The organism is Pseudidiomarina sp. WS423 (assembly GCF_050750165.1).
Taxonomy (GTDB): domain Bacteria; phylum Pseudomonadota; class Gammaproteobacteria; order Enterobacterales; family Alteromonadaceae; genus Pseudidiomarina; species Pseudidiomarina fusca.
Genome location: NZ_JBOJLN010000011.1, coordinates 29238 through 49434 on the forward strand (window position 1 = coordinate 29238; position 20197 = coordinate 49434).

15 protein-coding genes are annotated in these 20197 nt (G+C 49.6%); 11 read left to right on the top strand and 4 right to left on the bottom strand.

The window, feature by feature from the left end:
* The first annotated feature begins 15 nt into the window (after window positions 1-15).
* From ACQ661_RS09560 to ACQ661_RS09575, 4 genes are read left to right on the top strand one after another with little or no spacing between them, the layout of a single operon-like run.
* Window positions 16-1287 (top strand): hypothetical protein, encoded by a 1272-nt coding sequence (locus ACQ661_RS09560; RefSeq protein ID WP_313932546.1) that lies wholly within the window; start codon window positions 16-18, stop codon window positions 1285-1287.
* Entirely contained in the window at window positions 1287-2015 is a 729-nt protein-coding gene (locus ACQ661_RS09565) for a hypothetical protein (protein WP_431668232.1), read from the top strand. The genes ACQ661_RS09560 and ACQ661_RS09565 overlap by 1 nt, the downstream gene beginning before the upstream one ends.
* On the top strand, window positions 1969-3180 hold the full coding sequence (locus ACQ661_RS09570; RefSeq protein ID WP_431668233.1) for a transglycosylase SLT domain-containing protein: 1212 nt from the start codon (window positions 1969-1971) through the stop codon (window positions 3178-3180). Before ACQ661_RS09565 ends, ACQ661_RS09570 begins: the two co-directional genes overlap by 47 nt.
* Window positions 3177-3764, top strand: a complete 588-nt coding sequence (locus ACQ661_RS09575) for a hypothetical protein (RefSeq protein WP_110076063.1) — start codon at window positions 3177-3179, stop codon at window positions 3762-3764. The genes ACQ661_RS09570 and ACQ661_RS09575 overlap by 4 nt, the downstream gene beginning before the upstream one ends.
* A 74-nt stretch (window positions 3765-3838) precedes the next feature.
* Here the strand turns inward: ACQ661_RS09575 and ACQ661_RS09580 are convergent, their stop codons facing one another.
* From ACQ661_RS09580 to ACQ661_RS09590, 3 genes are all read right to left on the bottom strand, one after another.
* Window positions 3839-4141 (bottom strand): helix-turn-helix domain-containing protein, encoded by a 303-nt coding sequence (locus ACQ661_RS09580; RefSeq protein ID WP_110076064.1) that lies wholly within the window; start codon window positions 4139-4141, stop codon window positions 3839-3841.
* Window positions 4134-4493, bottom strand: a complete 360-nt coding sequence (locus ACQ661_RS09585; protein WP_110076065.1) for a type II toxin-antitoxin system RelE/ParE family toxin — start codon at window positions 4491-4493, stop codon at window positions 4134-4136. Before ACQ661_RS09585 ends, ACQ661_RS09580 begins: the two co-directional genes overlap by 8 nt.
* Window positions 4494-4617: 124 nt before the next feature.
* Entirely contained in the window at window positions 4618-5796 is a 1179-nt protein-coding gene (locus ACQ661_RS09590) for a DcaP family trimeric outer membrane transporter (RefSeq protein ID WP_431668234.1), read from the bottom strand.
* 353 nt (window positions 5797-6149) lie between these two features.
* Between ACQ661_RS09590 and acs the strand changes: the two genes are divergently transcribed.
* From acs to ACQ661_RS09615, 5 genes are all read left to right on the top strand, one after another.
* Window positions 6150-8093 carry an acetate--CoA ligase gene (gene acs / locus ACQ661_RS09595; protein WP_431668235.1) on the top strand — a complete coding sequence of 648 codons (1944 nt, stop codon included), beginning with the start codon at window positions 6150-6152 and terminating at the stop codon, window positions 8091-8093.
* A 92-nt stretch (window positions 8094-8185) separates the two neighbouring features.
* Complete coding sequence (locus tag ACQ661_RS09600) at window positions 8186-8830, top strand: response regulator transcription factor (protein ID WP_110076068.1); 645 nt, start codon at window positions 8186-8188, stop codon at window positions 8828-8830.
* Window positions 8831-9188: 358 nt separating this feature from the next.
* Complete coding sequence (locus tag ACQ661_RS09605; RefSeq protein WP_431668236.1) at window positions 9189-9668, top strand: hypothetical protein; 480 nt, start codon at window positions 9189-9191, stop codon at window positions 9666-9668.
* Between the two features lie 135 nt (window positions 9669-9803).
* Window positions 9804-13748, top strand: coding sequence for a S8 family serine peptidase (locus ACQ661_RS09610; protein WP_431668237.1), 3945 nt, complete (start codon window positions 9804-9806; stop codon window positions 13746-13748).
* 101 nt (window positions 13749-13849) lie between these two features.
* On the top strand, window positions 13850-14302 hold the full coding sequence (locus ACQ661_RS09615; RefSeq protein ID WP_153825956.1) for a hypothetical protein: 453 nt from the start codon (window positions 13850-13852) through the stop codon (window positions 14300-14302).
* Between the two features lie 34 nt (window positions 14303-14336).
* Here ACQ661_RS09615 and ACQ661_RS09620 read toward each other — a convergent pair whose 3' ends face one another.
* Window positions 14337-17789 carry a hybrid sensor histidine kinase/response regulator gene (locus tag ACQ661_RS09620; RefSeq protein ID WP_431668238.1) on the bottom strand — a complete coding sequence of 1151 codons (3453 nt, stop codon included), beginning with the start codon at window positions 17787-17789 and terminating at the stop codon, window positions 14337-14339.
* 410 nt (window positions 17790-18199) lie between these two features.
* Between ACQ661_RS09620 and ACQ661_RS09625 the strand changes: the two genes are divergently transcribed.
* Complete coding sequence (locus tag ACQ661_RS09625; RefSeq protein WP_110076073.1) at window positions 18200-18466, top strand: DUF4212 domain-containing protein; 267 nt, start codon at window positions 18200-18202, stop codon at window positions 18464-18466.
* A gap of 11 nt (window positions 18467-18477) precedes the next feature.
* Window positions 18478-20193 carry a sodium:solute symporter family protein gene (locus ACQ661_RS09630; RefSeq protein ID WP_153825954.1) on the top strand — a complete coding sequence of 572 codons (1716 nt, stop codon included), beginning with the start codon at window positions 18478-18480 and terminating at the stop codon, window positions 20191-20193.
* Window positions 20194-20197 lie beyond the last annotated feature (4 nt).

Genomic DNA, 20197 nt, shown 5'->3' on the forward strand with positions numbered 1-20197 from the left:
AGTTAAGGACAAATTATGAAACATTCGTTGATTGCGGTGGTTATTAGCAGTGTGATGGGTTTGAGCTCAGCAGCTACCATGGCACAAGATTTTGATTTAACCGACATGATGCCAGCGCGACCAGGCCAAGCAGCGCCAACCAGCGGTGACTATGAAGTCAAAGATAATGTGGTGGTAGCCAACGATGAAGCCACAGCGGTGACCGTTGCGCACCAAAATCTGATGGAAAATACCCAAGATGGGGTGATGACCATCGCGGTAGGTAGTGGGATTGGGGTGTTATCTACAGGTTCGGCAAGCTATCAATTGTTTGATAACCCGAATGCCAGTTTGTTGAGCAAACGTGCCGCCTACAACCAAGCGTTTTTGGTGGCTAAAAAAGGCTTAGTAGAGCACCAGAAAGGTGTGAACGTGGTTTGTAGTAACCTCGTGAGCATGAGCATGGACTTTATTGACAGCGGTACCGATGGTATGGGTAACGAATCTGTGAGTTCAGAAGAAGCTTGTAGCGAGTCGGTGAACGGCTCGGTGGCAGGTTACGTTACTTACGATGTGTTTGATGACGTGGACACCAAGCGGGTACGGGTGAGTGTGATTTCAACTCCAAAAACCCGTTCGATTATTCGTGACAACGTGGGTGCGTTGAATGTGGTGACCGACCCGAACGAAGTGTTCAAGCAAGTGGTAAGCGACATTCAAGATGGGGTGATGCCGCCGATGGGCGCTAAGGTATTAACTCATGCCAATACCGGCGAAGTGATTGTGATGGGCTTTGGTTCGTCAATTATTCGCCAGAATAGCAACCCACGGCTGGCTTCGCGTTTAGCGGATGCGGCCTTGCGTCAGTCGCAAACGCGGGCGCGCGCTGCCTTGTTAAGTACCATGCAAGGCGAAGAAGTTTACTGGCGTGGTAGCTTTGATGAAAGCCAAGTAGAGAGCACTGAGCAATTTACTTACGATGATCCGGTGTTGGCTGATCCTGAGAATGTTACTCGCTTAGAGCAAGATAAAGTGACTTTCTTAAACCAAATGCAGCAAAGCGATGACTACGGTACTTTGACCAAAGGCCAGTTACCGCCGGGAGTAGGTTTGCGTTCGTTTGTCTCTGAAGATGGCTTTTGGCAGTACACGGTGGCTGTGTATGCACCCTCATTAGAAGCTACGGCGCGGCAGAACGCCACTGATGCACCAGGGCAAGGCAAGTCTAATGCCCGTGGCGGATTGAACGAGCGTGCCAAGAACTCACAAGGCGCGTCTGGCAAAGTTAGCGATGAAGATAACTTGTAATGCTAGCCGCAGCTCATAAAGTTGGGGTGTTAGCGCTGCTAGCTGGGCTTAGCCTAGCTAGCTTTACGGCGATGGCGGCTGGTATCAACGAGCCGGCGCAGCAACGCCAAGGTGAGATCCTAAAAAGTAAGAATATGCCCGATGGCATGCTGCGCAATGCTTGTACTACAGCCATGCAAGCTGAGGACATGGCGCAGGTGAGAGCTCGTTTGGCGGAGCAGGTCGGTTTTGCGATAGACGAGCAGGTGGGTTACGTTGAAGCTGAGGTGACTAACTTTAAGCTGAGTAGCAACGCCGATGCGCATGTTTGTACGGGCATGGTGAGTATTACCGATATGCCGCTGAGCATTGCCGCCACAGCGGTACGTGCTGCTTGGGCGCAATACCCTGAGTTAACCCCAGAGCAGTTAAAACAGTTGTTACAGGTTGCCTTAAGCCATGGTGCGACTGCTGCTGATGGAGCTGCTCTGATTGCTAAATTGGCGCCTGCGCAACAGGGGTTGGCGTATGCCAAAGCCAACGTAGACTTAGCGGCGCTGCAATTGGATGATGCGCGCTTAGCGGTGGCCGAGTTGATGCTACAAGGCGGCGAGATCGCAACGGCCATGATGCTGGCTAACAGCTGTGGTAGCGTGGCCTGCAGAAAATTGCTGCCGCAAATCAAACAGGAGTTACGCGCGTATGAAGCGAAACAAGCGATGGACCTCAACAGCTACTTTGGCAACTAGCATGAAACCTACTGGTGCTTTGCGCATGAGTGCGGTGGCCTTGTTGTTGGCCGTGGCGATGCCAGGTGCGGTGTTGCACGGTCATGCCCAGCAAGCGGATTTTGAACGTTTTAAGCAGCAAAATAAGGCCCAGTTTGAGAAGTTTTCGGAGCAGCGCGAAGCTGAATTTCGAGCTTTTGTGAAACGCTGGCAAGATGCCGAAAAGAACTACGTAGAGCAGCTTAAAGAGCGCTGGAACGATGGCATGGTGTCGGGTAAAACCAAGTGGGTGAGCTACTCCGATGACCAAAGCCAGCGTACCATCATCGATTATGAAAATGACACGGTGACGGTGGAGTTTTTAGCCTCTGAGACGGCCGGTAAATCTGAGGCAGCAGTGCGCGCTGAGGCTGAACAAGTGTTAGCCAAAGCGACCGGAACCTCGTTAGCAGAAGCTGTGGCCCAAGATCCTATTCATGTGAATGCTGGGGTGAATCTAGCTCAGCTTAAAAATTCCCAGCAGATGCAGCAAAGTTCGTTGTTAGGCGGGGTGTCGGCAGCTGAGGTGACGCAGCAACCAGCGCAAGTAAAGCGCCAAGGCAAGACCACCTCAGTGACCATTCAATTGCCCACGAAAGTGAGCAGTGAACGGGCGCAACGGATGTTTCCGATTGCTGAAAAATATGCCATGCAACGCGGTTTGCCGGTTGAATTGGTGATGGCGATTATGCACACTGAGTCGAGTTTTAATCCGTTGGCGCGGTCGCCGATTCCTGCTTTTGGATTGATGCAAATTGTGCCTACCTCGGCGGGCCGTGATGTGACTGAGTTTTTAACCGGGCAGCAACGGGTGTTATCAGCGGAATACTTGTATGACCCTGAGCAAAATGTGCAGGCTGGTACCGTGTATTTGCATCTGCTTGGTAACAGGTACTTTAAGCAGGTGGAAGATCCCGTGAGCCGAATGTATTTGGCGATTGCGGCCTACAATACGGGGCCAGGTAACGTGAGTTTGGCGATGGCCCAAACGAAATCGCTGAGCGATGCGGCGCAGCGAGCTAATGGCATGAGCGCAGCAGCTGTGTATGAGCATTTGATGCAACATTTGCCGGCTACTGAAACCAAGAATTATCTGCGCAAAGTTGTGCAGCGACAGCAGTTTTATAAAGAGGAATTACAATCATGAACAAACACTCTAAAGTTTTACAATTGGCGTTAGCCGGTGCTGTAGCTGCCACCTTAGCGGCTTGTAGTTCTAATGATGGCGCGCAAACCATGCGCGAGGTAACTAAAAACGAAACGGATAATGCGCCTAGCTGGGTGTTTTTGCCGGAAGTAGAAGGAGCTCTTGCGAGCTCTCAGTGCGTGCAGTGGAGTGGCCAAATGCAAGTGGACCGGGCCCAAGTGATCGCGGCCGCACGTGCTGATTTGGCGCAACAAATTCGCACTCGCGCGGCGGTGTTAGATAAGTCTGTCAGTGCTAAAACCATTGAGGGCGTGAGCGCCATGGTGAGCAGTAGTTTTGCGCAAGCTAGCACCCAATTAAGCTCTGAAGTACTTGAGGGTGCGATTCCGAAAGAAGTGACGTTGGCGCAAATCGATGGCCAAAAACAGCTGTGTGCGCTGGTTGCGCTAGAACAGCCAGAAGAAGTCTTTAACCAGATGGTGGGCATGAGCGGCATGCAATTAGACCCAACCTCTGAGCAGGCTTTGTTTGAACAATTTATGATTGAGAAAACCAAAGCTGAATTAGAAGAGATGCTGAAGTAATTCACCTATTTGTTGATACAAATAAAAAGGCAACGCGATAATGGCGTTGCCTTTTTTGATTTGAAGTTTATCGCTTACAAGCTAAATTGGTGATGGCTCCCGTCAGGAAGTTCAATATCCACTTTTAAATGAGCACCACAAGCTTCGATATATTTTTTTAAGCTAGATAACTTAATATCGGCTCCAGTTTTTTCCATACCTGCTACCGTGGGTTGTTTAATTCCCATAGAGTTTGCTAGATCAACTTGGGTTTTATTAACCAGCTTCCTGATCTCACTTAGCCGAATAGTTAGCAGCATAGCATCAGCCTTCTTGCTGGCTCTTGCAATGAGCTCTGGTTTTTCGTTGGCTATTAATTGCTCGAGTGTTCTAGCCATTGTCTTTCTGCCCCATAGCGATTAAATGTCGAGTAAACTCTTGGTCTGCTGTCGCGATCATCGTTTGATAAAAAAGCCGAGTGTTGCGGTTTTTATGCGCTGCACACAAGATAATCGCCGTTCGGCTTAGATCAAATGCAAAACAGACCCTGATGGGCTTACCTTTTGATTGAATTCGTAATTCTTTAAGATTGCTGTGAACAGAACCATATAAAGTATCTGCATAAGGTCTCGACAGAAAAGGTCCTTCACTTTGCAATAGAAGCAACGAAGCGATAACGTTTTCTTTGTCTGTATCATCTAATGCATCAAACCAAGCATCAAACCTATCCGTAGTTCGTATTGTCCACATGATTAACATCCTTGTTTTATAGGTTTTAGCCTATATATCAACATTGGAGTTGTCAAGTGACGAAATAGAAAAAGGCAACGCGATAATGGCGTTGCCTTTTTTGATTTGAAGTTCTAAAGGGCTGTTAGAACGAATACATGGCCATGAATTGGAGACGGGTTAGGTCGCCATCAAGGTTGTTGGCTGTTTCACGAGTAGCGCGTGAGATTTCGGCACCAAAGGTGAGTTTTTTGTCTACAGAGTGCATGACGTTGACGCCAAAACGTTGGGTGTAATCGGTGGCGCTTGAGGTTTCGAGATTATCGGTATTATCGGCCCAGCCGCGGCTGAAGACGAAGTTAGAGCGGGTTTTCTCGTTCCAGTTGTGGCGATAGGCCAAGGTTACGCCCATTACATCCAGTGCTTCTAGGCTGCCATCGCTAGCAATGTAAGCACCGTTGAAGGTGTTTAGACCCATGTAACGACCAACGCCAGAGCCGGCAGTAAAGGAGGCACGAATGTCGTTACCATTGCCGAGGCTGTATTTAGCACCAAAAGTGACACCGTAACCAGCTACGGTTTCATCATCGCCGTCACTGTCAATGTCATGTGCTAATTGACGCACTAAACCAGCAACGCTGTAGCTGAAGTTATCGCTTTTACCGGTGTACTTCATGGTGAGATCCGGCATGATGCCTTCAGAGGTGGCCAAGCGTGATACTGCACCGGTGCCAGAAACGAGGCTAACTGTGGTTTCTGGGTTTTCTAGGGAGAAGCTCAGGTTACCTTGGGTGTAGCGTACTTGTGGCTGGCGCATAAACACTATGCCGTCGGTAGCACCGATAAAGTCAACGGATTCAGGAAAAACGCTCAGATCTAGGAAGTTGGACCAGGTGTGGCCAATGGTCCAGTTCTTGTACTTCAAGAAAGCGTGACGTAAACGCGGCGCGTACGAGTTAGAAATACGCTCGTCACCACTAGGCACCGTCAAAAAATCGATTTCAATACGACCGGTGATGGTTTCGCCGTTTTCTAAGCCCTGTTTCACATCAAACCAAAAGCGTGATTGGCGCGCATGAAAGTCGGTGACAGCATCGTCACCTCGACCACCTACTGGGGTTAGGCTAGGAATATAGAACTGGCGACCGATGTTTTTGTCGCTACCAGAGCCGGCTGAACCATCCGAATAATCAGATATCATGGCATCAAGTTTTATGTAGCCACCGAATGACCATTCGGGGCCCTCTGCGGCTTGGGCATTGAATGCCAATCCGCTGAGTACTGCACCGGCAATCAGCGATTTGGTTAGAGTTTTATGCAGCATTGCTGTGCTCCTTGTTGTTTTTAAAATCAAGTTCGTGTTGAGATGTCGGCTATTAGATATCAGCTACACTTTTAATTTGTTGTGTTACATCAAGCTAATATCAGCAATCTTTGACGCTGGCACTCTTAAGTTATAGTCAATAGCAGGATGGGTGATTTATCAATCTAGACTATGGTCTAATGGCTTCGCAGCCCCGAATAAATGAAGGTAGAGGCATTGAAAAACATAATAACAAGAGCGCTATTAGCGATTAGATATTAGATATTAGCTATTAGATATTAGAGGGCGCCCACCGTGGACCAATATCAAATAGCCAATAGCTAATGACGATTTCGCAGTTCAAAGGAGGTTTTATGCAACATGACTTATATAAAGTGCCGGCGGATGCTAAAGCGCGGGCGCTGATTGATAACGACCAATACCTCGCCATGTATCAGCAAAGTGTTGATGATGCAGAGGGTTTTTGGCGTGAGCAAGGCCAACGAATCAGTTGGTTTAGCCCTTACAGCAAAGTTAAAAACACCCGTTTTGCACCGGGCAACGTGAGCATAAAGTGGTTTGAAGATGGTACCTTGAACGCCTGTTACAACTGTGTCGACCGCCACTTAGCTGAGCGCGGTGACAAAACCGCGATTATTTGGGAAGGCGATGACCCGTCCGTTAGTAATGAAATCAGCTACAAGCAGCTACACGCGGAAGTATCGCGGTTTGCTAATGGCTTGAAAAAATTAGGTGTGGCGAAAGGTGATCGGGTAGCTATCTATATGCCGATGGTGCCTGAAGCGGCCTATGCGATGTTGGCCTGTGCCCGTATTGGTGCAGTGCATACGGTTATTTTTGGTGGCTTCTCGCCAAATGCGATTGCGGACCGAGTAAACGACTGTGGCGTAAAAGTGATTGTTACTGCTGACGAAGGTCGTCGTGGTGGCAAAGCGACCCCACTAAAAGCCAACGTTGATGAGGCGTTGCGTAATGGCAAGTGCCCGACGGTAGAGCATGTGGTCGTGGCCAAGGTTACCCATGGTGAGGTGGACTGGCACGATGACCGCGATGTGGCGTGGGACCAGCTGGTGAAAGATGTGCCGGCTGAGTGCCAACCAGAAGTGATGAATGCTGAAGACCCGCTGTTTATTCTGTATACCTCAGGTTCAACGGGTAAGCCTAAAGGGGTGTTACACACCACCGGTGGCTACATGGTTTATGCGTCGATGACGCATCAGTATGTGTTTGACTATCATGAAGATGATGTTTATTGGTGTGCGGCCGATGTGGGCTGGATCACGGGCCATAGCTACATTGTTTATGGACCCTTAGCCAACGGTGCTACCACCTTAATCTTTGAAGGTTTGCCAACTTACCCAGGCGTGGGGCGTATTGGCGAAGTGATTGATAAACATAGTGTGACTATTTTATATACTGCACCTACTGCGATCCGTGCGTTGATGGCGAAGGGTACTGCTGCGGCTGAAACCTCAACGCGTAAATCATTGCGCACCATGGGCTCAGTGGGTGAACCCATTAACCCAGAAGCCTGGGAGTGGTATTACAAAGTGATTGGCGATAGCCGCTGCCCGATTGTTGATACTTGGTGGCAGACTGAAACGGGCGGTATCATGATCACGCCATTGCCAGGTGCGACTGATTTGAAACCAGGTTCAGCAACACGGCCGTTCTTTGGCGTGAAACCATCCTTGGTGGATGCTGATGGTAAGGTGCTAGAGGGCGCCGTTGAGGGTAACTTGGTTATTCTTGATTCATGGCCGGGCCAAGCCCGTACTTTGTGGGGTGACCACGAGCGCTTTGAACAGACTTATTTCTCAGCTTATAAGAACATGTACTTTACCGGTGATGGCGCGCGTCGTGACGAAGATGGTTACTTCTGGATCACAGGTCGGGTTGATGACGTCTTGAACGTATCTGGCCACCGTTTAGGTACCGCCGAAATTGAGTCGGTGTTGGTTGAGCATCCGAAGATTTCTGAAGCGGCTGTGGTGGGTTATCCGCACGACGTGAAAGGGCAGGGCATCTATGTGTATGTGTCGGCCATGGCTGGTACTGAGGTAACGGATGAGCTGACCAAAGAGGTACGCGACTGGGTACGTAAAGAGCTTAGCCCAATTGCAACGCCAGACTTTATTCATTGGACAGCAGACTTACCTAAGACCCGTTCAGGTAAGATCATGCGGCGTATTTTGCGTAAGATTGCCGCCAATGAGTTTGAAAACTTGGGGGATACCTCTACCCTTGCTGACCCTGGCGTGGTAGATTCGTTAATTCAAAACCGCTTGAATAAATAATAATTATAGCGGTACCGGATGAACGAATAACGATGCAATGTGCCACCTAACTCCCGTAGCTAGGTGGCTTAGCATTGCCGCGGGAAGCTAGTATGGCCAAATTTTTGATTGCGGACGATCACCCGTTGTTTCGGGAGGCATTACAAGGGGCATTAGCCAATCATTATCCAGAGTTACAGTTGCGTGAGGCTGGCGATTTAGACGCGACCTTAGCGGCGCTGCAACAAGATGATGACTTAGATCTGCTGTTACTGGATTTACACATGCCAGGTAGCGGAGACTTGTATGGATTGATTCGTATTCGAGAAGACTTTCCGTTGTTACCGGTGGCGATTATTTCAGGCTCTGAAGACGCTGCTGTGATTGCTAAATGCATTGGTTTTGGTGCGCTTGGATTTATTCCGAAATCGTTACCCTCGGCGCAGATTGCGGAAGCCATTGATGCCATTTTACAAGGCGATACCTGGGTGCCGAACGAGGTGCGCGGTCGTCTTGATTCTATTACCGATGAAGATCAAGAGTTAGCTAAGAAAGTGGCTGACTTAACTCCCCAGCAATATCGTGTGCTGTTTTTGCTACACGAAGGCTTACTCAACAAGCAAATTGCATATCAGCTGAATATTACCGAAGCGACTGTGAAAGCGCATATTACCGCCATTTTTCGTAAGCTAGGTGTGTATAGCCGTACGCAAGCGGTGTTGCTAGCAGAGCGGTTGCAGTTAGAACCTAATCATTAAGTATTCACGGGCTGCTCGGCTGATGACTTTCTTGTTGCTGTTCGTTGTAAGCTAGCCTGCGGCATTATGTCGCTACGGGAGTATCAACGCTTGCTGCACAAGACCTCTATTCTTCACCAAGCCAACCTACAGTAACCGAGCAAAGTGCCAAGCCGATTGCTAACAAAGCGTTACTGAAAAGAGCCTGCTGCTAAACAGGCCGCCAAACAATCCAGCTGTTACCACCATTGCAGCAGCAGGAGAAAGCTTCCCATTTGCTGGTCTGAGCTTAGATGACTTATATGCTCTGGCGGACATTGGCCACGAGAAGCTCTGCGTTGAAGGTTGTGATGAGGCGAGGATCGAATTCGATCTCAGCGTGCTTGAAGAAGAAACCTATTGGACCTTAGATGGGGTGAACTACTCAGGCATGGTGATGTGGGAAAACGGTATCGTTGCGCCATTCTGGGCTGACTACGAGGTGTTTGCTGAAGACGGTGAGTTACGTTACACCTTAATCAACAGCACCGATGGTACCCGCTACTTGATTTTAGAATGGTACAACGTGCGTAACTGGGACGACCCAACCGGCTCAGCTTATACCTTTAACGCTTGGTTTGAGCTGAACACCGATAAAGTGTACGTGAACTTTATTGATGTAAACCAAGGCGAAGCGCCAGATGGTGGGGCGGTGATTGGTTTGGAAAATATCGACGGTACCGCCGGTGGTTCTAACTACATAAATACAGCGGCTTTACCAGCCAATGGCTCAGCCCTTGAAATGAGCTTATTAGCGGGTGCCGTTTTTTTATGCAAACTGAATAAGTTAGCAGCAAGTTTTACAAGAGAGTGGCTATGACATGTGTCAGTACGGTTACAAATACTTACAATTACAAATTTATATTTGTTCAAATGTGAATTAATTGTGTTAATTTCTATCTTGTGACTTTTTCAATAAAGTCCGCTTTCTTATTACAAAAACAAGGTAGATAACATGAGCAGAACTCTCCATACCCGCTGGTCTGCAATTGCATTAGCAGTGGCAACAGCAACGGGCTTGGGCGTGGCGACCGCACAAGACGTGCAATCGTTAGCGGTCGATCTTCAGCCGCACGAAGAAGCGCTGAAAGTTGAAAAACGAGCACGCCAAACAAGCATTATTTCCAGCCAGAACAAACGCGCTAGCACGCGTTATTTGATTGAGTTTGAAGATGCTCCAGTAGCGACCTATAAAGGCGGCGTTGCTGGCTTTGCAGCAACTTCAGCAGCGGCAACCGGCGCTGACACACTCAGCCTAAAAGCAAAGCCAGTACAAGATTATCAAAGCTATTTGGTGCAGCGTCAGAATCAAATGTTGAGCCAACTGAGTGCTCGTGCACCAGGGCTAAAAGCGAAGAAAAATCTAACAGTAACCTTAAACGGCATGATCGTCGACTATGCTGGTGGCGATTTAGCGGCCCAGTTACGTGGCATGCCGGGCGTCAAAGCTGTGCATCGTGATACTGAGATGCGCTTAAAAACTGACGTCTCACCGGCGTTGATTAACGCTGATGATGTTTGGGGCATGTTAGGTGGCCAAGATCGCGCTGGTGAAGGTATTAATATTGCCATTATTGATAGCGGTATTGATAGTTCACATCCGATTTTTGCTGATAACGGCCATAGCCGTCCGGAAGGTTTACCTACTGACGATTATTGTGCCGTAACTGATCCTACTTTCTGTAATGACAAAGTGGTGTTGGCGCGGGTATATGACCCGTTTGATCCTGAAGATATCAGCGAAGATGAAATCTTAGATTCTCCTCAAGATACTGATGGCCACGGTAGCCACGTTGCCGGTACCGCTGCAGGTAACCCATTAAGCATTAACTTAAACGGCTTAGCAGTGAACGTTACCGGTATGGCTCCGGGCGCCAATATCATGGCTTATAAAGCCTTGTTTACCACCTTAGATGGCGTAGGTTCTGGTTCGTCATTAAGCCTAGCCGCAGCACTTGAAGATGCCGCAGCTGATGGTGCTGACGTTATCAATAACTCGTGGGGCGGTGGTCCTGGTGGCAACCCTGCCAACAGTGCGTATCGCACTATCATGACTAGCCTGCAAGAAATGGGCGTAGTTACCGTTACTGCTGCTGGTAATGATGGCCCTGGCCCAAATACCATTGGTTGCCCAGGTTGTGTTGAAGATACCATCAGCGTAGCTAGCACCCAGCATGGCCGTCAGTTTGGTAACAACATTGAATTGGAAGGTTTTTATCCGATCACAGCGTTACCAGGTAACTACGATAATGAGTATACTTTAGATGAGCCCGTAACCGGTGAATGGTTACCAGTATCGCAAATCAGCGAAACCAACTTGTTGGCTTGTGCGCCTTATGAAGCAGGTTCGCTTGAAGGTGCGATCGCGATGGTACCGCGAGGCGAATGTAGCTTTGCTGAGAAAGCCGCGAGCGTACAAGCCGCAGGTGCAGTAGGTATGATTGTGTATAACAATGCTGCCGGTACCATTTCGATGAATATGGCTGATGCCACCTTGCCTGCCGTGTCTATCACTCAAGCTATTGGTGAGCAGTTAGAGACTTTGTACGAGCCGGGCTTAACGGTAAGCTTGAATCCGTTTGAAGCTTGGGTTGTGCCAGCTAACGTAGATGCGGTATCAGGCTTTAGTAGCCGTGGTCCGAACGGTGACTCGAACGTGTTGAAGCCAGATTTGGCGGCACCAGGTTCAAGCATCCTGTCATCATTGCCAGGTGGCGAGTTTAACCTACTGAGCGGTACCTCAATGGCGAGCCCACACGTGGCTGGTGCTGCGGCCTTGTTGTTAGCTAATAATCCAGAGCTAACGCCGGCGCAGGTAAAATCGGTACTGATGACGTCAGGTGTTCGTGCGGTGACCAAAGAAGACACGCAAACTGCAGCGGATCCGTTTGATATTGGTGGTGGTCGTATTGATGTACTGAATGCCACTCGTGTAGCAGTAGCGCTAGATACAGCCAGTATCGCCAATAATTTCTGTGAAGATGTGTGTTCGTTCACTCGCCAAATCACCAGTTTGGTGGGCGAAGAAACTGTGTGGAACGTAAGCGCTAGCTTCAACGACAGCGCAGTGACTGCAACTTTCCCTGAAACTGTGACTATTGCTGGCGGCGGTGCTGCTGAATTAGGCGTAGAAATCGATATTTCAGCAAGTGCTGGTGGCTGGCAGTTCGGTACTTTAACGCTAACTCACAATGCCGGTGACTATGCTCCAGTAAACGTGCCAATCGCGGTGTTTGCTGAAGAAATGGCACCGGTAGGTTCAATCGGTGGCTCTATCGGTGACGCCGATACCGGAACTACCAATACGCCACTGAACTTCAGCATGACCGGTCGTTTAGGTACCCTTGAAGGGGCTAATGTGACTTTGTCGGCGCAGTTGCCAGTAGAAGGTGTGACCATTGATGAAGCTACGTTGGTAGAAACGGAAGTAGGTTCAGTAGCTAGCGAAAAAGGCTTAAACACTGAGACTAATACCTATACGTGGACTGGGGTACAAACCAATGCTCCTGCTGAGTTAGAGCTAGGCTTGTTAGGCGGCGGTATTGCCGGTGCAACCTTGGATGAACTAGGTGTTACAAACTATCAAACCTTCTGTAACGAAGCGCCTGGCTGTGATGAAACTCGCGTCAATATTCCGTTAGGCGACCTTAGCTACGTATTCGATGGCGTTGAGTATAACAACATCGTGATGTGGTCTAACGGTATCATTGAAATTGGTGAGTCTCGCGTTGATTCTACGTATCAACTGTCGTTTATTCCTGACCCAACTGCTCCAAACGGCGTCTTAGCGCCATTCTGGGCGGATATGGTGATTAATAACGATGTTAACGTAGGCGGTGAATTGCGTATCGCTGTGGTTAATGCCGGCGCACCTTATTTAGTGATGGAATGGGTGAACGTGTCTGAATATGACGAAGTTGGTTCTTCGTATACCTTTAGTGCATGGGTAGCGTTAGACGATTCAGGCGACGTGATGTTTAACTACGTTGATGTTAATGGTCAGACTCCAGGAGCTGCCTTAGCTGGTGGTGTTGAAACCATGGACGGCACCGCTGGTGGCTTTGTCTATCTTGGTGGTACGCTAATAGGCGGTCAAGCTGGCAGCATGCCGGAAGATGGCTGGTTACTACAAGCTAACTTGGTACCTGGTCAAGCCGCTGAAGTAAGCGCAAGCTTTGACTTTAGCGTGTCTAACTTTGGTGCAGTGGGTGCTGGCGAAGCCAGTGGTCTGCATAGCCGTGCTATCACCGTTGATTTAACCGATGCGGTGGGCACGCCAAGCCGTGAAGTTGTAGCTATGCTTGCTGCGAGCACCGACGAAGGCGAAGTAACAGACATGGTTCCTGTAACTATCAGCCCAGATGGCGCGTTAACAGTTGAAATTGTTGACCAGCCAGCGAATGGTACGGTTGAGCTAGACGGCATGACCGCAACCTACACCCCAGCGGCAGGCTTTGTTGGCGACGATAGCTTTACTTATCGTGCAGTGGACGAGTCTGGTGCGGTATCTGATGCAGGAACTGTAACCGTTGCGGTGACTAACACCAACCCAACAGCTACTGTGACTGGGGTAACTGAACCGAAAGCGGAAGGTGATGAGATCACCTTGTCGGTCTCTGCATCTGATGCGGATGGCGATAGCCTGACTTATCAATGGGAAGTGATTAGCGGCCCTGCGGTAACCTTAGGTAGCGCAACCGGTAGTTCAGTCACCTTTACTGCGCCGTACGTAGAAACTGAGCAAACCTTGCAATTGCAAGTAACTGTGAGTGACGGTGCAGGCTCGGTAGTACGTCCTACCTCGGTTAAAATTGTACCACCGAAGAGCAGCAGTGCCTTTGGCTGGTGGCTAACCCTGTTAGCATTACCTTTGGTATGGGCTCGTCGTCGCACTAGCTAAGTGACTCGAGTGTAAAGATTGAAACGGCGATAGCTTTCTATCGCCGTTTTTTTTAGAGTAGAGGTTAAGCTAATGTTGCTTATACTCAGGAGAATAACATCATGGGAATGTCACGTTTAAGTGTAATTGCAATGCTAGTAGCTGCTAGCCTGACGCTGGTGGGTTGTGCCGATGACACGGTGCAACTGGATAGTGCGATGCCGGATGCGGCTGGTGAACCAGCTAGTGTGCAAGAGCAGAGCTTGAGTGAGCGTTTAACCACGCTAGATAGAGCCATTCGTGAAGAAGTTGGGATAGCGCGCGCCGATAGTTTTGATCAGTGCCAGTTATTGGCGGTGGGCAAGCGAGCCTGCGGTGGCCCAGAGTTTTATATGGTGTATTCAACGGTGAGTTCTGATGCGGCTAAGCTGCAAGCACTCGCGAATGAGTACACGGAGTTACGGGTACAACAGATTGCGCAAACGGGCGAGATGAGTACCTGTGAGATGCTGCCTAAGCCAGGCGTGATGCTTGAGGGTGGTATTTGTAAAGTGGTTCAATCGGTAGACCGCTAAACAGCTAAGGGCGGCCTGGGCCGCCCTTATGTTGTTAGCGATGGCGTTCGATGTGTTTGAGCAGAGCTTTGAGTGCCGCAGGTTTAACGGGCTTCGCTAAGAAATGCAAGCCACTCTCACGGGCTTGTTTGCGCACGCTGTCATCGCCCATGGCTGTAACTAATGCCGCAGCTACATTGTCGCCCCAGTGCTGCCGTAAAGCCTTCGCCAGACGTAAGCCATCATAGTCATCGTCCCCCAGCTGATAGTCCAGTAACAGGCCATCAGGGCGCGGATGAGTGGTAGCATACTCAAGTACCGTGGCACTACTATTAAAGGTTTCTACGGTACATCCCCATTTTTCGAGCAGGGCGCGCATGGCCGATAGGTTTTCTTGGTCATCGTCGACGCAAATTAGTAGCAAATTGGAGTTGGGCGTATCAGCGCTGGCGACCATAGGTCGTTCGTAGACTTGGGCGGCACTGCCCATCGGCACGGTCACCGAGAAACAACTGCCTTTGCCTTCGTGGGTGACCAAGGTGAGTTCGCAGCGTAATTGTTCACTCATGCGCTTAGCGACACTTAAGCCCAAACCTACGCCTTCAACGCGGGTATTGGAGCCCCGATAAAACGCATCAAAGATACGATGGCGCTGCTGGGCGGTGATACCCAGCCCGGTATCCCATACGGCAATAATCAAGTGCTCTCCCCGTTTACGTACGCCTAACAGCACGCGGCCGTTATCACGGTTGTATTTAACCGCGTTGGATAAAAAGTTTTGGACGATACGACGCAAGTAAGTGGGGTCTGTGTAAACCACCGCTTCTTGTAGGCGGCTACGTAGTTTAATACCGCGTTGTTCGGCTAATACCGCATACTCGTTGATCAGCGGCGCCAGAATATCTTGTAGGGCGCAATGTCTGAACTGCGGCTGCAATGCACCTTGGTCCATTTTAGCAATTTGCAATAAGGTGCTGAGCAGGTGTTCCGTAGAGGCAAGCGCGGTATCCAGCTTACCAGCCAGTTGTTGATTATTGGCCGTCATACTTTGCTCATCCATGGCACTTAAATACAAGCGAGCGGCGTTTAGCGGCTGTAAAATGTCATGGCTGGCGAGCGCCAAGAAGCGGGTCTTCGAGGCGTTGGCTTCTTCGGCGTCCTGTTTGGCCTGTTTTAGCTCGACTTCAACTTTGCGACGGCGTTCGATTTCTTCGGTGAGCTCATTGTTGATTTCCCGAATTTTTCGCTGACGCACGTTAATGCGCTGTTCTAAATCGATGTTGGCTTCTTCCAGGGCTTGAGCTGTTTCTACGTGCTCTGTAATGTCGGTGAACGAAGTTACAAAGCCACCGTTAGGTAACGGGTTGCCAACCATCTCAATCACTCTGCCATCGCCGCGGCGACGAATAAATCGATGCGGCGAGCCCATTTGCATGTAGTTCAGGCGTTTGGTGACCAGCTCGTCAATTTCACCTGGGCCGCATTCGCCGCGCTCGGCGTTGTAACGTATCAATGTGGCGATAGGCTGGCCGGGCTTGACCATGCCCTCGGGGTATTCAAACAAATCAAGGTAACGCTTGTTCCAAGCCACAAGGCGCAGCTCGGCATCGACCACAGAAATGCCTTGAGCTAAGTTTTCTAAGCTACTGAAGAGAATAGATTGTTGGGTTTGTAGGGCTTGGGTGGTGTCGTCAAAAAAGTGCACCACTTCTTCTAAGTGCAAGCGGCGGTCGCGCAGAGCTGCTTCTACCAGCGAGCGCGCGGTTGCGGCGCCAAGTACCCCAGTCAGCGCCCGCTCGACGTAGTCAATCAACTCACGCGAGGCCACATCATCGCGGTTGGCCGCAGTCATGGCAACGCCGCCTTTACTTTCAGCAAAGAACGTCAGCAATTGATGACAGCGTTCTTCGCCCACAAAGGTGGTCAGCAACAACACCATATCGGCGTTAGTGGCTTGGTGATGACGACCTATGGTGTGTTCTTGTAGATGACTACGCGGCTTCACAAAGGCGGTAGCTTGAATACGATCGACTAAGCGCGCCCGAGCCAGCATCGAGAACACCACGTAGCAAAGGGTATTGATGGCCATACTGATCACGGTGCCGTGAGTGATGATGCTGGTATCGCTGCCGTCGTGAGGCAGGTACATGGGCAGTGCCACGGCAAACAGCCAAGCTAGCAAGCCGGCGCCTAAGCCAACATAGACGCCGCGGGCGTGACCACGACGCCAGTAGAGGCCGCCAAGCACCGCTGGCAACAGCTGTAAGACCACCGAGAAGGCCAGCAAACCGATACTTACTAAGCCGGTATTGGCAGCCCAGAAGGCATAGCAGAGGTAGCTGAGTAGCAAGATAATGGCAATAGCAACGCGGCGAATCAACAGCAGGCGGTTTTGAAAGCCGGTAGGGAAGCGCTGTTGGCGCTGCAGAATAATCGGCATGATAACATCGTTGGTGACCATGGTGCTGAGGGTTACCGAGGCAATAATCACCATCGCTGTAGCGGCTGAAAAGCCACCGATAAAGATAAATACCGCGAGCCAGGTTTGATCATGTAGGAGCGGTAAGCGTAAGGCGTAGGTATCACCGTCCACGCCGGTACCGAAGAATAATTGGCCGCCAAGGGCAATGGGCACAATGGCAAGCGCAATCAGCACCAAGTACAAAGGGAAACCCCAGCGTGCGGTTTTGAGATGGTTTACATCCACGTTATCAACCACCGCCACATGAAACTGGCGCGGCAAACAGAGAATGACCCCTGCCGCCATAAAAGTCTGCACGATAAAGTCGAATTCTGTTAGGGCTTCCCAACTCCAGGCTTTGCTACTGGGATTGGCCAGCTGTTGCCACATGCTAACGGGCGAGGCGTCGTTAAATAAAATGTAGGCAAATACTGCCGCCGCCAACAGCGCTAATAGCTTTACCGCAGACTCAAAGGCAATGGCTAAAATCATACCGTTACGATATTCAGTGACCTCAATATGGCGAGTACCAAACAGCATGGCAAACACTGCCATAATCGCCGCGGCAATCAACTCGTTGATGGAAAATTCAGTAAAGGCCGAGGTGTTTTCAGTAAGCACCACAAAGGTTAGACCGACCGCTTTGAGCTGCAAGGCAATGTATGGAATGGTTGCTAACGCGGCGATAAGTGTCACGAACAGCGCCAATCGTTGCCGTTTGCCGTAGCGGCTCGCAATAAAGTCAGCAATCGAGGTGATGTTCTGTTGTTTGGAAACACTGACCAGCTTTTGCAGTAGTGGCAAGGCAAAAATAAAGAGTAAAAACGGCCCCAGCAAAATCGGAATATAGGCCCACCCGCCTGTCGCGGCGTTACCCACCGCGCCGTAATAGGTCCAGCTGGTGCAATAGATGGCCAAGCTCATACTATAAATGATGGGCTTATAACTGATGCGGTTGGCCAACGAGTTAGATTTGTCGCCCCAATGGGCCACCGCAAAAAGTAGGGCAATATAAGCTAGTGAGGCAAGTATCAGCAGTAGGGTCATGTTGGATACCTAGTTCGTTGTTCGTGCGCGCTTCGCGCTATTCGTGCGCTGCGCTGTTCGTCCGCTGCGCTGTTCGGGGTTCGCTGTTCGTGGTTGGCGGTTGGCGGTTACGAACAGCGCGAAGCGCGGACCAACAGCGCAGCGTACGAATCACGAATCACGAACCACGTTTGTTCTCCCGAACCACGTTTGTTCTAAAATATTTGCGGATCGAAGCTAATTGATTTTTGGGGCTGCGACAAGAGTAAATCTTACCTGATTGAGTCAATGCTTAATAATTGATAGCCACTTGGCAGGTGAAATATCAACCTTACGACCAATGTCGTATTTCCTACATTGCCATTACGCGTCTAGATTGCATAGTGAACAAATCACAATAACAAACACAACTAGAACAACCTGGAGGACGTATGGCTTTCAAAAGCGAAGAACTCGCAAAAGCCTACTGGCGCGATAATATCAGTCTGGTGCTTAAGCTACTGGCGGTCTGGTTTATCGTTTCCTATGGCTTTGGCATTATCCTGGTGGATTGGCTTAATCAATTTACCTTTTTCGGCTTTAAACTGGGCTTTTGGTTTGCTCAGCAGGGGTCGATTATTTCTTTCGTCATTCTGATTTTTATTTATGTTAAACGAATGGCGGCCCTTGATAACAAATACGAAGTTCACGAAGACTAAGGGGCCCATCCATGGATATTCAAACTCTCACGTTTATTATCGTTGGTGCGACCTTTGCTTTATATATCGCGATTGCGATTTGGTCTCGTGCCGGTTCTACCTCTGATTTCTATGTTGCGAGCGGTGGCGTCCATCCAGTGATGAATGGTATGGCAACTGCGGCTGACTGGATGTCGGCGGCGTCGTTTATTTCAATGGCAGGTATTATCGCGTTTGCTGGTTATGATGGCAGCGTGTACTTGATGGGTTGGACCGGTGGCTATGTGTTATTAGCACTGTGTTTGGCACCTTATCTGCGTAAGTTTGGTAAGTTTACTGTGCCAGATTTCATTGGTGACCGTTATTACTCGCAAACAGCGCGTACTATTGCGGTTATTTGTGCAATCTTAATCAGCTTTACATACATTGCCGGACAAATGCGTGGTGTAGGCGTGGTGTTCTCGCGCTTCTTAGAGGTTGAAATTGCTACCGGTGTTTACATCGGCGCAGTGATTGTATTCTTCTACACCGTGTTAGGTGGCATGAAAGGTATTACCTATACTCAGGTAGCGCAATACTGCGTATTAGCCTTTGCATACTTGGTGCCAGCTATCTTTATCTCGTTCCAAATGACGGGGCACATTTTGCCGCAAACCGGTTTTGGTGCGACTATTGCTGATGGTGTATCAGGTGAGGGGCAATACTTGTTAGCGCGCTTGGATGGCTTGTCAGAAGAGCTGGGCTTAGCAGCTTACACCTCTGGCTTGAAATCTAAGATTGACGTGTTTGCTATTACCTGTGCCTTGATGGTAGGTACTGCTGGTTTACCACACGTAATTGTACGTTTCTTCACCGTGCCAAAAGTACGTGATGCGCGTCGTTCAGCGGGCTGGGCATTGGTCTTTATCTCAGTTGTTTATTTAACTGCACCATCGATTGCTGGTTTTGCCAAAGTGAACTTGATCAACACCGTTAACGGTCCGGATATGGCTGGCGTGGAATATGATGCGGCTCCAGATTGGGTGAAAAACTGGGAACAAACCGGTTTGATTAAGTGGGAAGATAAAAACAACGACGGCAAAATGTTCTATGCTGGTGATGAGCGCAACGAAATGACCGTTGACCGCGATATCATGGTATTGGCAAACCCTGAGATTGCTAATTTACCAGCTTGGGTAGTGGCGTTGGTTGCAGCCGGTGGTGTTGCGGCGGCGTTATCAACCTCAGCCGGTTTGTTGTTGGTTATCTCTACGTCGGTGTCGCACGATTTGTTGAAACGTACGCTAACGCCGAATATTACCGATAAGCAAGAGTTGCTGTGGGCGCGGGTCGCTGCCGCTGTAGCTATTGCTCTGTCTACTTGGTTCGGGATTAATCCGCCCGGCTTTGTGGCGCAGGTGGTCGCCTTCGCGTTCGGCTTGGCCGCAGCGAGTTTCTTCCCGGCCATTATATTAGGTATTTTCTATAAGCGCATGAACAGCACAGGTGCTATTGCTGGTATGTTAGTGGGTGTGGTCTTTACCTTGGCGTATATTATTTACTTCAAGTTTGTAAACCCGGCTGCCAATACTGCGGACAACTGGTTGTTCGGCATTTCGCCAGAAGGCATTGGTACTATCGGTATGATACTGAACTTTATTGTGTCGTACGTGGTACACAAGCTGACCGGTGATGCGCCGCAGGATACCCAAGACTTGGTTGAGTCGATTCGGTATCCGAAAGGCTCGGGCGCTGCCTCTAGTCATTAATGAT